The 13,588-nt window shown below is 68.6% G+C and carries 14 protein-coding genes; 8 read left to right on the top strand and 6 right to left on the bottom strand.

Going from position 1 to position 13,588, the window contains the following annotated elements; all coding sequences use genetic code 11:
* The first annotated feature begins 73 nt into the window (after positions 1 to 73).
* Genes RJ1_RS26525 through RJ1_RS26510 form a run of 4 tightly spaced genes read left to right on the top strand, consistent with a single transcriptional unit; the run spans position 74 to position 3,788 of the window.
* The gene (locus RJ1_RS26525; RefSeq protein WP_073365487.1) at positions 74 to 631 is read left to right on the top strand and encodes an HD domain-containing protein; all 558 of its coding nucleotides are present in this window, start codon (positions 74 to 76) and stop codon (positions 629 to 631) included.
* Entirely contained in the window at positions 628 to 1,335 is a 708-nt protein-coding gene (locus RJ1_RS26520) for a GntR family transcriptional regulator (protein WP_073365485.1), read from the top strand. Before RJ1_RS26525 ends, RJ1_RS26520 begins: the two co-directional genes overlap by 4 nt.
* Positions 1,336 to 1,395: 60 nt before the next feature.
* A complete protein-coding gene (gene map, locus RJ1_RS26515; protein WP_073365482.1) occupies positions 1,396 to 2,253 on the top strand; it encodes a type I methionyl aminopeptidase in 858 nt (285 codons plus the stop codon).
* The gene (locus RJ1_RS26510; RefSeq protein ID WP_073365480.1) at positions 2,250 to 3,788 is read left to right on the top strand and encodes a cobyric acid synthase; all 1,539 of its coding nucleotides are present in this window, start codon (positions 2,250 to 2,252) and stop codon (positions 3,786 to 3,788) included. Before map ends, RJ1_RS26510 begins: the two co-directional genes overlap by 4 nt.
* Here the strand turns inward: RJ1_RS26510 and RJ1_RS26505 are convergent.
* Genes RJ1_RS26505 through RJ1_RS26495 form a run of 3 tightly spaced genes read right to left on the bottom strand, consistent with a single transcriptional unit; the run spans position 3,785 to position 5,759 of the window.
* Positions 3,785 to 4,483, bottom strand: a complete 699-nt coding sequence (locus tag RJ1_RS26505; protein ID WP_073365478.1) for an ABC transporter permease — start codon at positions 4,481 to 4,483, stop codon at positions 3,785 to 3,787. The two genes, RJ1_RS26510 and RJ1_RS26505, sit on opposite strands and share 4 nt — an antisense overlap.
* Positions 4,480 to 5,400 carry an ABC transporter ATP-binding protein gene (locus tag RJ1_RS26500; RefSeq protein WP_073365475.1) on the bottom strand — a complete coding sequence of 307 codons (921 nt, stop codon included), beginning with the start codon at positions 5,398 to 5,400 and terminating at the stop codon, positions 4,480 to 4,482. The genes RJ1_RS26505 and RJ1_RS26500 overlap by 4 nt, the downstream gene beginning before the upstream one ends.
* Complete coding sequence (locus tag RJ1_RS26495; RefSeq protein ID WP_073365473.1) at positions 5,397 to 5,759, bottom strand: GntR family transcriptional regulator; 363 nt, start codon at positions 5,757 to 5,759, stop codon at positions 5,397 to 5,399. The genes RJ1_RS26500 and RJ1_RS26495 overlap by 4 nt, the downstream gene beginning before the upstream one ends.
* 102 nt (positions 5,760 to 5,861) lie before the next feature.
* Here RJ1_RS26495 and RJ1_RS26490 point away from each other — a divergent pair, with 102 nt between their 5' ends.
* The gene (locus RJ1_RS26490; protein ID WP_073365471.1) at positions 5,862 to 6,428 is read left to right on the top strand and encodes an alpha/beta fold hydrolase; all 567 of its coding nucleotides are present in this window, start codon (positions 5,862 to 5,864) and stop codon (positions 6,426 to 6,428) included.
* Positions 6,429 to 6,482: 54 nt separating this feature from the next.
* Here RJ1_RS26490 and RJ1_RS26485 read toward each other — a convergent pair whose 3' ends face one another.
* The 3 genes from RJ1_RS26485 to RJ1_RS26475 are packed head-to-tail and all read right to left on the bottom strand — an operon-like array spanning position 6,483 to position 9,201.
* Positions 6,483 to 6,812 carry a YnfA family protein gene (locus RJ1_RS26485; protein ID WP_073365469.1) on the bottom strand — a complete coding sequence of 110 codons (330 nt, stop codon included), beginning with the start codon at positions 6,810 to 6,812 and terminating at the stop codon, positions 6,483 to 6,485.
* Positions 6,809 to 8,194 (bottom strand): mycothione reductase, encoded by a 1,386-nt coding sequence (mtr, locus tag RJ1_RS26480; RefSeq protein WP_073365467.1) that lies wholly within the window; start codon positions 8,192 to 8,194, stop codon positions 6,809 to 6,811. The genes RJ1_RS26485 and mtr overlap by 4 nt, the downstream gene beginning before the upstream one ends.
* On the bottom strand, positions 8,191 to 9,201 hold the full coding sequence (locus RJ1_RS26475) for an alpha/beta hydrolase (RefSeq protein WP_073365465.1): 1,011 nt from the start codon (positions 9,199 to 9,201) through the stop codon (positions 8,191 to 8,193). The genes mtr and RJ1_RS26475 overlap by 4 nt, the downstream gene beginning before the upstream one ends.
* Positions 9,202 to 9,322: 121 nt before the next feature.
* Here RJ1_RS26475 and mqo point away from each other — a divergent pair, with 121 nt between their 5' ends.
* The 3 genes from mqo to RJ1_RS26460 all read left to right on the top strand — a co-directional run bounded on the left by mqo (position 9,323) and on the right by RJ1_RS26460 (position 13,585).
* Complete coding sequence (gene mqo, locus RJ1_RS26470; RefSeq protein ID WP_073365463.1) at positions 9,323 to 10,867, top strand: malate dehydrogenase (quinone); 1,545 nt, start codon at positions 9,323 to 9,325, stop codon at positions 10,865 to 10,867.
* A 64-nt stretch (positions 10,868 to 10,931) separates the two neighbouring features.
* A complete protein-coding gene (locus RJ1_RS26465) occupies positions 10,932 to 11,456 on the top strand; it encodes a GNAT family N-acetyltransferase (protein WP_073365461.1) in 525 nt (174 codons plus the stop codon).
* Positions 11,457 to 11,668: 212 nt separating this feature from the next.
* Positions 11,669 to 13,585: a VWA domain-containing protein gene (locus RJ1_RS26460; RefSeq protein ID WP_073365537.1), complete on the top strand. Its 1,917-nt coding sequence runs from the start codon at positions 11,669 to 11,671 to the stop codon at positions 13,583 to 13,585.
* Positions 13,586 to 13,588: the final 3 nt, after the last annotated feature.

Genomic DNA, 13,588 nt, shown 5'->3' with positions numbered 1-13,588 from the left:
ACCATTGGGCCACCGTGAGGAGAACAGCCGGTGAACAATTGGTATAGACCATTTTTCGGGTACGCTCTGCCGCATGAACGACGACCGCATCGGGTCCGGGGAGTCCGTGCTGATCGATACTGCAGCGGCGCTGCGGTCGCTGCGCGACGTCTACGACGGGGAGGCGATCGACGAACTCGACCACGCCCTCCAATCCGCGGGGCGGGCGATGGACGACGGCGCCGACGACGAGCTGGTCCTCGCCGCCGCGCTGCACGACATCGCCCGCAGCCCCGCACTCGGATTGCCGGCCGATTGTGCGCACGACCGCGAGGCGCGCGACTGGCTCACCCCGCGCTTCGGGGCGCGGGTCGGATGGCTCGCCGGGGCGCATGTCGCCGCCAAGCGGTATCTCGTCGCCACCGAATCCGGTTATGCGGCAACCCTCTCCGCGCAATCGGTGACGACACTGGAAGTCCAGGGCGGCGCCGCCGTGGACGCCGCGTTCACCGGCCACCCGTACTGGCCCGACGCCGTCCGGCTCCGGCGCTACGACGACGCCGCGAAAGTCCCCGGGACTCAGACTCCGACCGTCGACGACGTGATCGCCGTCGCGCGCCGAGTGCGGCAGACGGTGATAGCCACGCGATGACGGAGACGCCGAACGTCCCCAAGTACTACCGGGTCCGCACCGAACTCGAGGCGATCCTGGCCGAACTCGAGGTGGGGGATCCCGTTCCGGCGGAGCGGGAACTGGCCGTGAGGTGCACGGTGTCCCGGGAGACGGTGCGGCAGGCGATCCACGAACTGCTGGTCGAGGGTCGCGTCGAGCGTCGCGGCCGCGGCACCGTCGTCGCCAGCCCCAAGCTCGTCCAGCCGCTGTCGCTGAAGTCCTACACCGAGGGTGCGGTCAGTCAGGGCCGGGTGCCCGGACGTGAACTGGTTGCGTTCGAGGAACTCGGGGCGGACGCGGACCTCGCCGAGGCGCTCGGCCTCGCGGTCGGGGCGCCGGTGATCCACCTCGAACGCGTCCTGCTCGCCGACGACGAGAAGATCGGCCTCGAGAGCACCCACCTGCCCGCCGACCGGTTCGCGGAGATGGCGCGCAGTTTCGATCCGGGCACGTCGCTGTACGCCGCGATCCGCGAGACGGGCGTGGTGTTCGCGTCGGCGACCGAGCGGATCGAGACCGTGCTGGCGTCCCCGCGGGAGGCCGCCCTGCTCGACTCGACCACCGCGATGCCGATGCTGCGCCTGCACCGCGTCTCGCTCGACACCGACGGCATCCCGATCGAGCGAGTGCGTTCCCTCTACCGCGGCGACCGGATCGCGTTCCTCACCACACTCCGGGAGTGACGCCGTTCGCACGACGGGTCCGGACGCGCCCGGGCCGCGCACGGGTCTAACCTGGTACCCATGTCTGTCCGCACAGCACTGAGCCCCGGAACCGTGTCTCCCGTCCTCGCCGTACCGGCGGGCATCGAGCGTCCCGAGTACGCGTGGAAGCCCACGGCGAAGGAAGGCAACGAGCCGTGGGTGCAGACCCCCGAGACCATCGAGGCCATGCGGGTGGCGAGCAAGATCGCCGCGCAGGCCCTGCAGGAGGCAGGTAAGGCGGTGGCGCCCGGCGTCACCACCGACGAACTCGACCGGATCGCGCACGAGTACATGATCGATCACGGCGCCTATCCGTCGACGCTCGGCTACAAGAGTTTCCCCAAGTCGTGCTGCACGTCGCTCAACGAGGTGATCTGTCACGGCATCCCCGACTCGACCGTGATCCAGGACGGTGACATCGTCAACATCGACGTCACCGCGTACATCGGCGGCGTGCACGGCGACACCAACGCCACGTTCCTCGCGGGGGACGTGAGCGAGGAGAACCGGTTGCTGGTGGAGCGCACTCACGAGGCGACGATGCGCGCCATCAAGGCCGTCAAACCGGGTCGCGCGCTCAACGTCATCGGCCGCGTGATCGAGTCGTACGCGCACCGATTCGGCTACGGCGTGGTCCGCGACTTCACCGGACACGGCATCGGCACCACGTTCCACAACGGTCTCGTCATCCTCCACTACGACGAGCCCTCCGTGGACACGGTGATCGAACCGGGGATGGTGTTCACGATCGAACCGATGATCAACCTCGGCGACATCGGCTGGGAGATCTGGGAAGACGACTGGACCGTGGTCACGAAGGACCGCAAGTGGACGGCTCAGTTCGAGCACACCATCGTGGTCACCGAGACCGGCAACGAGATCCTCACCCTGCCTTGAACGAGAGCCGGTGGAAGGGCGCCCTGCTCGTCGCCGGCACCACGTCCGACGCCGGCAAGAGTGTGCTCGTGGCGGGGCTGTGCCGGATGCTGGCGCGGCGCGGTGTCCGGGTGGCGCCGTTCAAGGCGCAGAACATGTCGAACAACTCCGTCGTCACGCTCGACGGGGGCGAGATCGGCCGCGCGCAGGCCCTGCAGGCCGCGGCCTGCGGACTCGCGCCGAGCGTCCGCTTCAATCCCGTGCTGCTGAAACCGGGCAGCGACCGCACGTCGCAACTGGTGGTGCGCGGCCGCGCGGTCACGTCCGTCGGCGCCCGCGACTACATCGAGCACCGCGAGCACCTGCGCACGGTGGTCGCCGAGGAACTGCAGTCGCTGCGCGCCGAGTACGACGTGGTGATCTGCGAGGGGGCCGGCTCTCCCGCCGAGATCAACCTGCGTGCCACGGACCTGGCGAACATGGGACTCGCCCGGGCCGCCGACCTCCCGGTGATCGTCGTCGGCGACATCGACCGCGGCGGGGTACTGGCCCACCTGTTCGGCACCGTGGCCGTCCTCGCACCGGAGGACCAGGCGCTGATCGCGGGATTCGTGATCAACAAGTTCCGCGGCGACGTGTCGCTGCTCGCGCCGGGTCTCGAGCAGTTGACGGCGATGACGGGACGCCCGACGCTCGGTGTGGTTCCCTTCGCCGAGGACCTGTGGCTCGACGCGGAGGATTCGCTCGGCGTGGTCGGGGACGCACCGGTCGGGCGTCCGGCACCCCCGGTCGGCGACGACTGGTTGCGCGTGGCGGCCGTCCGCCTGCCCCGCATCTCGAATTCGACGGACGTCGAGGCGCTCGCGTGCGAGCCGGGGGTGTCGGTGCGCTGGGTCACCGATCCGTCCCGGCTCGAGGACACCGACCTGATCGTTCTGCCCGGCAGCAAGTCGACGGTGTCGGATCTGGAGTGGTTGCGCCGCAACGGCATCGCCGACGCGATCGTGGCACACGCGAAACGCGGCGGCCCGGTGCTCGGCGTCTGCGGCGGCTACCAGATGCTCGGATCCGTGATCGTCGACGACGTCGAATCCGGCCGCGGTGCGGTGACCGGGCTCGGACTGCTCGACCTCGAGGTGGAATTCGCGCCGGATAAGGTGCTCGCGCAGGTGCGCGGCAACGCCTACGGAGTCCCGGTGTCCGGGTACGAGATCCATCACGGCCGGGTCCGGCGCAACGGCGACGCACCGCTGCTCCACGCGAGCAGCGGCGCCGCGGAAGGCAGCATCCGCGGCGCCGTCTACGGCACGCACTGGCACGGTCTCCTGGAGACCGACCGCTTTCGCCGGATCCTGCTGGACGACGTGGCCGAACACGCGGGGAGAACCGGCTTCGTCACCGCCCCGGACACGGACGTCGCCGCGATCCGGACCGCTCAACTCGACCTGCTCGCAGACTTGGTGGAACAGAATCTCGATCTCGGCGTCCTCGAGGCGCTGATCGGCGCCGGCGCCCCGCAGGGCCTCCCTGCTATTTCGTCGGATCTGGGACGTTAGGCCGTCGCGCGGCGGAGGATCGCCCACGCCGCGGTGATTCCCGCCGCCGCGACCAGCGCCGGCAGCCACACCATCGGCACCGACCGGGGCACGTCGGTGAACCAGTGGCCGATGTCCGGCCACCACTTCTGCCACGTGATCACGAACGCGGCGGCGCCTGCGGCGAGCAGGGTTCCGACGCCGAGTGTGAAGAGCCCCACCACCCGCCACCGGTGATGCAGTGCGCCCAGGAACATTCCGGCCGCCGCGGTCAGTGCCAGGAAGGCGAAGTACGTGGCCAGCTGAATCACCGGTGCGGAGGTGAAGTAGTGGGGAATCGCGAACATCCGCATCCCCACACCCCAGCCGCCGGTGGCCTCCTCGATCAGCGACAGCTCGTAGAGCAGCACCCCGAACACGACCACCTGCACCGCGGCGACCAGCAGGGTGGCCGCGAAGTAGTCGCGTCGGGTGACGCTCATTCCCAGGGCGAACGGGAACGTCTGCGTCATGGCCTGCAGGTAGAACACCAGCGCGAATCCGAACAGTGAGAAGACGCCACCGGTGAAGTTGGTGTCGCTGCCGGTGTCGCCGACCATCGCGAAGATGGCGGCACCGATCGTGAACGACGCGATCAGTATGCCCAGCGGCCAGGCGACGAGCAGGGGCCAGGCGACGGTGTGAATGCGGGAGACGGTCAGGACCCGGTTCGTCATCGTGCATCCTCCTTGGTGGCCGTGGTCTCGGTGGACGTGGTGCTGCGGACCACGAGTTGCTGAAGGCTGAGCGGTTCGAACCGCAGACCGTCGTCCACCGCCCGGTTCCGTTCGAGATCCGACAGGGTGGTCTGCACGGTTGCCCGTGCGTGATTGCCCAGCGATTCGCGGTGCAGGACAGTCTTGTTCGACGTGAAGTCCTCGACCAGCTGCGTCAGGCCGGAGACGACGAGTGCGCCCCCGCGGAGTGTGTCGGCGTCCTCGTCGAGAACGATCCGCCCCTTGTCGATGAGGATCACGTGTTCGATCAGGTCGCTGACCTCGTCGATGAGGTGGGTGGAGAGCACAACCGTGCGAGGGCGTTCGGCGTAGTCGGCGAGGAGCCGGTCGTAGAAGAGGTGCCGGGCCACCGCGTCGAGACCCAGATACGGCTCGTCGAACAGCGTGAGCGGGGCCCGGGAGGCCAGACCGACCGTCACCCCGAGCGCCGACGTCATGCCCCGCGACAGCTTCTTCACCTTGCGGCATACCGGCAGGTCGAAGTCCTTGAGAAGCGTCTGCGCCAGTTCCTCGTCCCAGTGGGGGAGCAGGTGACGCGCGGCCCTGAGGACGTGCCCGACCCGGAAGTCATCCGGGTACTTCTGGCTCTCCTTGACGAAGCAGACGTCGGTGAGTACCCGGGAATTCTCGTGCGGAGCCTGCCCGAAGATCTCGACCGTGCCCCAAGTCTGGAACTCCTGGCCGGTGAGGATCTGCATGAGTGTGGTCTTACCGGCGCCGTTACGGCCGAGGAGGCCGTATATCTTGTTCTCCTGCAAGGAGAAATCGATCCCGTCGAGTGCGACGAAGTCGCCGAATCGCTTGCCGAGGCCCCGCGCCGAGGCGACCGTCTTCGTGTCGAACGCTGTGCCGATCATCGTGCTCCCTCCCGTTGGTTGAGCATGGTCTTGAGTTCCGCGATGCTGACGCCGAGTTTGTCCGCCTCGGTGACGAGCGGATCGATGAACTGGCGCGCGAACCGCTCGCGTCGCCGGAAGCGCAGCGCGTTCCGGGCGCCGGAGGTGACGAACATGCCGATTCCCCGCTTCTTGTAGAGGATCCCGTCGGCGACGAGCTGGTTCAGTCCCTTGGCCGCGGTCGCCGGGTTGATCCGGTGGAAGGCGGCGAGCTCGTTGGTGGACGGCACCTGGCCGTCCTCGGGAAGGGTTCCGTCGATGATCGAGTTCTCGATGAGCTCCGCGATCTGCTGGAACAGCGGTCTGCCGTTGTCGATCATCGACGCCGGCCCCGTCGGTTGATCGGTTCATTACTCATGTAATGAACCATAGAACTAGGGAGGTCCGAGCGCAAGACGTCCCCCATCGCGTAGTTTTTAGCCATGGAACTGACGCACGTGGCGGTGGGAAATGGAAACTGCACGGTCCGGATCGACGGGCCGGCGAGCAAACACACCGTTCTCCTGCTCCCGGGGGCCGGCGACGGACCGGATGTCTACGACGGCGTCTGCGAGCGCCTGCACAATTCGGACCTGCGCACGATCGTGCCCGAGGACATCACCGGTCTCGACGAATCGACGGTCATGGCTCTGCTCGACGAACTGAAGGTGGGGTGGGTGAACCTCGTCGGCAGCCGGGAAGGGGCCGAGCTGGCCTGGTCGCTTGCGGCACGACAGTTCGGCCGCTTCGCCAGCCTGGTGGTGGCCGACCGAGGCCATCCGGCGGCACCCGACGCGCAGGGCGCGGTGCGCGGATCCGATTGTCCGGCGGTCGAACTCCCCACCACCGTCATGGTCGCCAGCCCCGACCGGCGCGCAGAGGCGGACGCGAGCGGACGCTTCGTCTACTCCGACTTCCGCGTCGTGCAACTCGACGGCGTCACCAACGTTCCGGCCTCGGCGGCCGCCGAGCTGGCCACCGAGATCGTTCTCCGCACCAGCCCCTGGTGAAACCCTGCCTCTAAAAACCTGGTAAATCCGGCCCCACGCCGGGCACGACCGTGCTCAGCGTGGGGCGTACATGATGACGGCCATACCCAGCAGGCAGATCAGGGCACCCGACACGTCCCAACGGTCCGGCCGGAACCCGTCGGCCACCATGCCCCAGATCAGCGAGCCCGCGACGAACACCCCGCCGTACGCGGCGAGGATGCGGCCGAAGTTTGTGTCCGGCTGCATCGTCGCGACGAACCCGTACGTCCCGAGCGCCGCCACACCGGCGCCGATCCAGATCCAGCCCCGGTGCTCGCGGACCCCCTGCCAGACCAGCCAGGCGCCGCCGATCTCGAACAGCGCGGCGACGGCGAACAGCGCGACCGACTTCGCGACCGTCACTCTGGCGGCAGGTCGAGACCGAGGAGAGCGTTCTCGACCACCTCGGGCAGACCCGGGTGAATCCAGTACTGCCCCCGCGCCATCTGCTGCGCCGTCTGGCCGAAGCTCATCGCCTGGATCAGCGGCTGGATCACCGTGGGCGCCTGGGCGCCGATCACGTGCGCACCCAGCAGTCGCCCGGTGCCGCGTTCGGCGATGACCTTGCAGAGACCCTCGTCGTCCTCCATGGCCCACCCGTAGGCGACGTCGCCGTATGCCTGCACCTTCACCGTGATGTCCCAGCCGGCCTCCCGGGCCTCCGCCTCGGTCAGCCCGACGTGCGCGATCTGCGGGTCGGTGAACACGGCCGCGGGAACGAACCGGTGGTCCGTCGAGCGCAGCCCCGAGGTGTCCTTCCACGCATCCTGCAGCAGATTGTGCTGGACGACGCGCGCCTCGTGATTGGCGACGTGCTTGAGCTGGAAGGGGGAGGAGACGTCGCCGAGCGCGAAAACGCCTTCGGCACTGGTGCGTTGGAATTCGTCGACCACGACGCGTCCCTCGTCGTCGAGGTCGATACCGCCGGCGGCGACCCCGAGGGCGTCCCCGTTCGGTTGCCGCCCGGTCGCCACCAGGAGCACGTCACCCGAGACGACGGTGCCGTCCTCGAGTTCGACCGCGACCCCGTCAGCGTCCCGGCGCACGGCCGCGACGGCGTGGCCGCGATGCACATCCCATTTCCTCTGGGCCAGATCCGTGAACCGGCGGGAGACGTCCGCGTCGAGGTGCCGCAGCAGGTGCGAACTTCGCGCGATCAGCGACACCCGGGTGCCCAGCGCGGAGAACACGTGCGCGAACTCGGCGGCGATGAATCCCGCACCGATGATCACCATGCGCTCCGGCAACTCCGGCAGCCGCATGATGTCCTCGTTCGTGTAGTACCGCACGCCCGACTCGCGCACCACGTCGGGAATGATCGGTCGCGACCCGGCGGCGATCACCACCTGATCCGCGGTGACGACCTCCCCGGTCCCGGTGTCGAGGGTTCGCGGTCCCACGAACGTCGCGTGCCCGCGGAACAGTGTGGTGTTGGGGCTGTCCTCCGCGCGGTAGCGCTCCCCGCCGGCCGAGATCGGATCGATGCGGCCGAAGACCCGCTTCACGATGTCGGGCCAGCGCACACCCTCGAGTTGCGCGTCGATGCCGTACTTCGAGGAACCCGTGACCGTGCGGGCCACCTCGGCGGCGTAGACGAACATCTTGGTCGGGATGCAGCCCACGTTGAGGCACGTTCCGCCGTACGTGCCCTCCTCGAGGATCGCGATCTTCTTGTCCGCGAACCGGTCGTCGGGCAGCGAGTTGCCGGACCCCGAACCGATGATGGCGAGATCGAAATGCGTCACCGTGTGGCCTCCGCAGAGTTGTGGCCGTGCAGCCAGTCGAGCCAGAGGTCCACCTCGGCGAACGCCTGGGCGCGGGGCTCGTCCGAGGACAGGAACACGTCGTGCCGGGCGCCCGGGATGGGCACGATCGTGGTGCGGTCGCCGAGGCATCCCGCCCAGCGCGCGATCTGCCGGACGTCGAGGACGGCGTCGGCCGTGTCGACCCGGGGGTCGTATCGCGGGGCGAAGTACGACGCCTTGGACCGGAGGATCAGGGCGGGAACACCGATGTCGAGTCCCCGGTGCAGCTGCGCGTGCCCGCGGCGCACCGCGCGCAGCCACCCGAACGTGACGGGGAAACCGCTCAGCGGCTTCCAGTCCAGGTTGTAGTTCCAGATGCCGTTGCCCTCGACGTGCAGGCTGACGCCGTACGTGTCGAGACCGGTCTTCGGGATGATCGACTTGCGCTTGACGCGACCGACCGCGTCGACCGCCACCGTGCCGACGTTCCGCAGGTACGACGGGCCCTGAAGATCGAACCACGGGCTGTTGAGGATGACCCCGCTGATGCCGAGGGCGGCGGTGCCACCGGACTTGCGCTGGAGGCGATGCAGCCACAGCGGCAGCACCAGACCGCCGGTCGAGTGCGCCACCAGCAGGACCTCGCCGTCACCGGTCTGTTCGCGGACCACTCGCAACGCCTCGTTCAATTCGGCGTCGTACAGCGAGAGGTCGGAGACGAAGTGCGCGGTCTGCCCCGGTTCGAGCGAGCGCCCGCACTTGCGGAGATCGAGCGCGAAGAACGCGTAACCCTGTTCGGCGAAGTGCTCGGCGAGGTGTTTCTGGAAGAAGTAGTCGGTGAATCCGTGGACGTACAGCACGGCGCGACCGGTCTTCTTCGTCTCCTGCGCCGGCTGGTAGCGGATCAGGGTGGCCTTCACCTCGCCCTCGCCGTCGGGGTCGGTCCCGAGAGGGATGGTCAGCTGTTGATATCCGTCGCCGAGGACGTCGGGAGCCCAGGTAGTCACAGATCACAATCTAATGTGCGTTTCGAGGGCGCGGGGAGGCGCACAATTGGGGCAGGTGATTCTCGCTCATACGCGCGGGTAACCTATCCGGCGAACACGGCAGGCGTATGCGCGTACGGCTATGGACAAGGAAGTCGATACTCCAGTGTCAGATCAGAATGCGGTAGAGACGAAAACGGATGTAGTGCTGGTTGGCGCGGGCATCATGAGCGCGACGCTGGGAGCGATCCTGCGTCAGGTGCAGCCCGATTGGTCGATCACCACATTCGAGCGGCTCGACGCAGTAGCCGCCGAGAGCAGCGACCCGTGGAACAACGCGGGCACCGGCCACTCTGCGCTGTGTGAGCTCAATTACACCCCGCAGAACGCCGACGGCACCGTGGACATCACGAAGGCCGTCAACGTGAACGAGCAGTTCCAGGTGTCGCGGCAGTTCTGGGCGCACGGCGTCGAGAGCGGTGTGCTGACGCAGCCCAAGGAGTTCATCAACCCGATCCCGCACGTGAGTTTCGTGCACGGCGAGGCCAACGCGAAGTACCTGCGGGCCCGCTACGACGCCCTCGCCGGTCACCCCCTGTTCGCGGGCATGGAGTACATCGACGCCCCCGACGAGTTCACCCGTCGCCTGCCGTTGATGGCGAAGGGCCGCGACTTCAGCGATCCCGTCGCTCTCAACTGGACCCAGGACGGCACCGACGTCGACTTCGGCGCCCTGACCAAGCAGCTCCTCGGTTACGTCGGCGCGTCCGGCGGCGTTGTCCACTTCGGGCACGAGGTCACCGACCTCACCAAGCAGTCCGACGGCAGCTGGGTGGTCAAGGTCACCAACCGCCGCAACGGTGCGAAAAAGGTCGTGCGCGCCAAGTTCGTGTTCGTCGGCGCCGGTGGCGGTGCGCTGCACCTGCTGCAGAAGTCCGGCATCGAGGAGGCCAAGGGCTTCGGCGGGTTCCCCGTGAGCGGCGCGTTCCTGCGCTGCACCAACCCGGAGCTCATCGACCAGCACCGCGCCAAGGTCTACGGCAAGGCCGCGGTCGGCGCACCGCCCATGTCGGTTCCGCACCTCGACACCCGCGTGATCGGCAACAAGCCCGGACTGCTGTTCGGCCCCTACGCCGGCTGGTCGCCCAAGTTCCTCAAGCAGGGGCGCGTCACCGACCTGCCCAGTTCGGTCAAGCCGAACAACCTGCTGTCGATGCTCGGGGTCGGCGTCAGCGAACTCGGACTCGTCAAGTACCTGATCAGTGAGCTCGCCATGTCCGAGGCCGGCCGGATCGAGACCCTGCGGGAGTTCGTCCCGAAGGCGCTCGGCAAGGACTGGGAGCTGATCACCGCGGGCCAGCGCGTCCAGGTCATCCGTCGAGCCAAGGGCAAGGGCGGTGTCCTCGAGTTCGGCACCGCGGTCGTCAACGCCGCCGACGGCAGCATCGCGGGACTGCTCGGCGCCTCGCCGGGCGCCTCGACCGCGGTGCCCGCCATGCTCGACGTGCTGCAGCGGTGCTTCCCGACCCAGTACGAGTCGTGGAAGCCGAAGCTCCAGGAAATGGTGCCGTCGCTGGGTGTGAAGCTCTCCGACGACACCGAACTGTTCTCGCAGGTGTGGGACTGGACGTCGAAGGTCCTGCAACTCGACACCAGCAAGGTGGAGGACGCGTCGGTCGCGGTCTGATGCACCGCCCGGCCTGGGTCGGCGGGCGCGCACACTCGCCGGCGCTGTGCGATAGTTGCCTGTCATGACGGCAACCGCAGCACTCAAGCGTTCGTGGGCTCTCGATCTCGACAACAAGACGCTCTACGAGTTGCTCCAGCTTCGCGTAGAGGTCTTCGTCGTCGAGCAGGCGTGCCCGTACCCGGAACTGGACGGTCGTGACCTGCTCGTCGAGACCCGCCACTTCTGGTTGGAACAGGACGGGCAGGTGGTGTGCACCCTCCGCCTGCTCGAGGAGCACGCCGACGGCAACAAGTCGTTCCGCATCGGGCGGCTCTGCACGTCGCGGCCGGCCCGGGGCCAGGGGCACACCACGCGTCTTCTGCGCGCCGCCCTTGCCGAGGTCGGGGACGCGCCGTGCCGGATCAACGCACAGACATACCTCGTGGACATGTACGCCAAGCACGGTTTCAAGCCGGACGGTGAAGAGTTCGTCGAGGACGGCATCCCGCACGTCCCCATGCGTCGCGGCGGCGGTGCCGCCTATGGGGTCGGCGGCGGTGCCGCGTACGAGGTGGGGGAGGCGGCCCCGTCGAGCGCGGGGAAGTGAGCGCCGACTAGGGTCGTCAGGTGAATGTCCGCGGGGAAGTCCTGTTCGAATCAGGCGCGGTCCCGCCACTGTGACGGATCCCCGTTTCGGCTGCCAGCACCCTGGTCGCCGTCCCGGCCTCCCAGCCAGATTGCCGCGGCGTTCGTACCGGCCAAAGCTCTCGGCGAGGAAACCGGGACGTGAAGGGATGCAGCGTGCGCACGGATCGTGAAGTGGACCAGGCTCGACCCGACTTTTCGTGGGGATTTCCGTTCAGTGCGGTGGTCGGTCAGGACCGGTTGCGGCTCGCGCTCGTCCTCTGCGCGGTCCACCCCGGAATCGGCGGTGTGCTGGTGCGCGGAGAGAAGGGCACGGCCAAGTCGACGGTGGTCCGTGCGCTCACCGCGTTGCTGCCCGCGGTGCACGACGAGAACGGGTCGCGGCCGGCGCGCCTGATCGAGTTGCCAGTCGGTGCCACGGAAGACCGGGTCGTCGGTTCCCTCGACCTCGAGAAGGTCCTGCGCGACGGCGAACGAGCTTTCCAACCCGGACTTCTGTCGGCCGCCCATCAGGGTGTCCTCTATGTCGACGAGGTCAACCTCCTGCACGACCACCTGGTCGACGTCCTCCTCGACGCGGCGGCGATGGGCCGTGTCCACGTCGAGCGTGACGGCATCTCGCACTCGCATGCCGCCCGGTTCGTGCTGGTCGGCACCATGAATCCCGAAGAGGGTGAACTCCGGCCGCAGCTTCTGGACCGGTTCGGGCTGGCCGTCGACGTGTCGGCGTCGCGGGATGTGGACGTGCGGATGGAGGTGGTCCGGCGTCGGCTCGACTTCGAGCGGGACCCGGCCCGGTTCGCCGAGCGCTACGCCGGGCAGGACGCCGCGCTCGCCGCCGCCATCCTGGAGGCCCGCGACCGGCTCGACTCCGTCGAACTCGACGATGTCGAATTGCGCCGAATCGCTTCTCTCTGTGCATCATTCGATGTGGACGGCATGCGCGCCGATCTCGTCCTCGCCCGGACCGCCACCGCACACGCCGCGTGGCGGGGCGCCGGGGCGGTCACCGCCGACGACGTGCGGGTGGCCGCGGAACTGACCCTGCCGCACCGTCGTCGCCGGGATCCGTTCGACGAACCCGGTCTCGACGAACAGCAACTGGACGACGCTCTCCGCCAGGCGGACGAGGACGCCAGGGCCGGTGCCGGCGAACCGGAGGAACCGGAACCCGGATCTCCGCCCGACAGCCCTCCGGGCGCCGAGGCCCCGGACCCGGATACCGACCCCGAGGGGCCCGACGACCCCGGACCCGGCGGCGGCGCCCCACCACCGCCGGAGCGTCCGGCCGGGCCGACCGGCACCCAGTTCACCACCAAGCTCCTCGAAGTACCCGGCGTCGGTGAGGGCGCACCGGGCCGGCGTTCCCGCTCGCGTTCGTCCCGCGGTCGCGCGGTGCGCTCCACCGCCGAGCAGGGGCACGGCCTCCATCTGGTCGGCACGCTGTTCGCGGCCGCAGGCCGGCAAGTGGACCGCGGCCGGACCAGCGGCCGGATGATCCTGGACTCCGCCGATCTGCGTGGGGCGATCCGTGAAGGTCGCGAGGGCAACCTCGTGGTGTTCGTCGTGGACGCGTCCGGGTCGATGGCGGCCCGTGATCGGCTGTCGGCCGTCACCGGTGCCGTCGTCTCGCTGCTGCGCGACGCCTACCAGCGCCGCGACAAGGTGGCCGTGATCACGGTTCGCGGACGAAGCGCGGAACTGGTCCTACCCCCGACGTCGTCCGTCGACATCGCGGTCCGGCGCCTGCGCGGAATGAAAACGGGCGGCAAATCGCCACTGGCAGAAGGTTTCCTGCGCGCCCGCGAGGTCGTGCTGCGGGAACGACTCCGGGATCCGCAGCGCCGCGCTCTCGTCGTCGCGCTGACGGACGGGCGGGCGACGGGCGGCAAGGACGCGCTGCACCGGGCCAAGGTGGCCGCGGGACTGCTCGCCGACAGCTCAGTCGCGTCGGTGGTCGTCGACTGCGAGACCGGCATGGTCCGGCTCGGACTGGCCGCGGAACTGTCGCGGCAGCTGCGAGGCGGGTACGTCCGCCTCGGCGAACTGTCCGCGCAGCAGGTCGCGGGTGTCGTTCGCGCCGCTGCATGATTC

It is taken from the genome of Rhodococcus jostii NBRC 16295 (assembly GCF_001894825.1).
Classification (GTDB): domain Bacteria; phylum Actinomycetota; class Actinomycetes; order Mycobacteriales; family Mycobacteriaceae; genus Rhodococcus_F; species Rhodococcus_F jostii.
This window is presented reverse-complemented; position numbering and strand designations above follow the sequence as displayed.

Excerpts from the sequence above, each read along its gene's own strand:
- RJ1_RS26520 (WP_073365485.1), top strand. The coding sequence starts at position 628 with ATGACGGAGACGCCGAACGTCCCCAAGTACTACCGGGTCCGCACCGAA.
- RJ1_RS26465 (WP_073365461.1), top strand. The coding sequence starts at position 10,932 with ATGACGGCAACCGCAGCACTCAAGCGTTCGTGGGCTCTCGATCTCGAC.
- mqo (WP_073365463.1), top strand. The coding sequence starts at position 9,323 with ATGGACAAGGAAGTCGATACTCCAGTGTCAGATCAGAATGCGGTAGAG.
- RJ1_RS26495 (WP_073365473.1), bottom strand. The coding sequence starts at position 5,759 with ATGATCGACAACGGCAGACCGCTGTTCCAGCAGATCGCGGAGCTCATC.
- RJ1_RS26505 (WP_073365478.1), bottom strand. The coding sequence starts at position 4,483 with ATGACGAACCGGGTCCTGACCGTCTCCCGCATTCACACCGTCGCCTGG.
- map (WP_073365482.1), top strand. The coding sequence starts at position 1,396 with ATGTCTGTCCGCACAGCACTGAGCCCCGGAACCGTGTCTCCCGTCCTC.
- RJ1_RS26525 (WP_073365487.1), top strand. The coding sequence starts at position 74 with ATGAACGACGACCGCATCGGGTCCGGGGAGTCCGTGCTGATCGATACT.
- RJ1_RS26490 (WP_073365471.1), top strand. The coding sequence starts at position 5,862 with ATGGAACTGACGCACGTGGCGGTGGGAAATGGAAACTGCACGGTCCGG.
- RJ1_RS26500 (WP_073365475.1), bottom strand. The coding sequence starts at position 5,400 with ATGATCGGCACAGCGTTCGACACGAAGACGGTCGCCTCGGCGCGGGGC.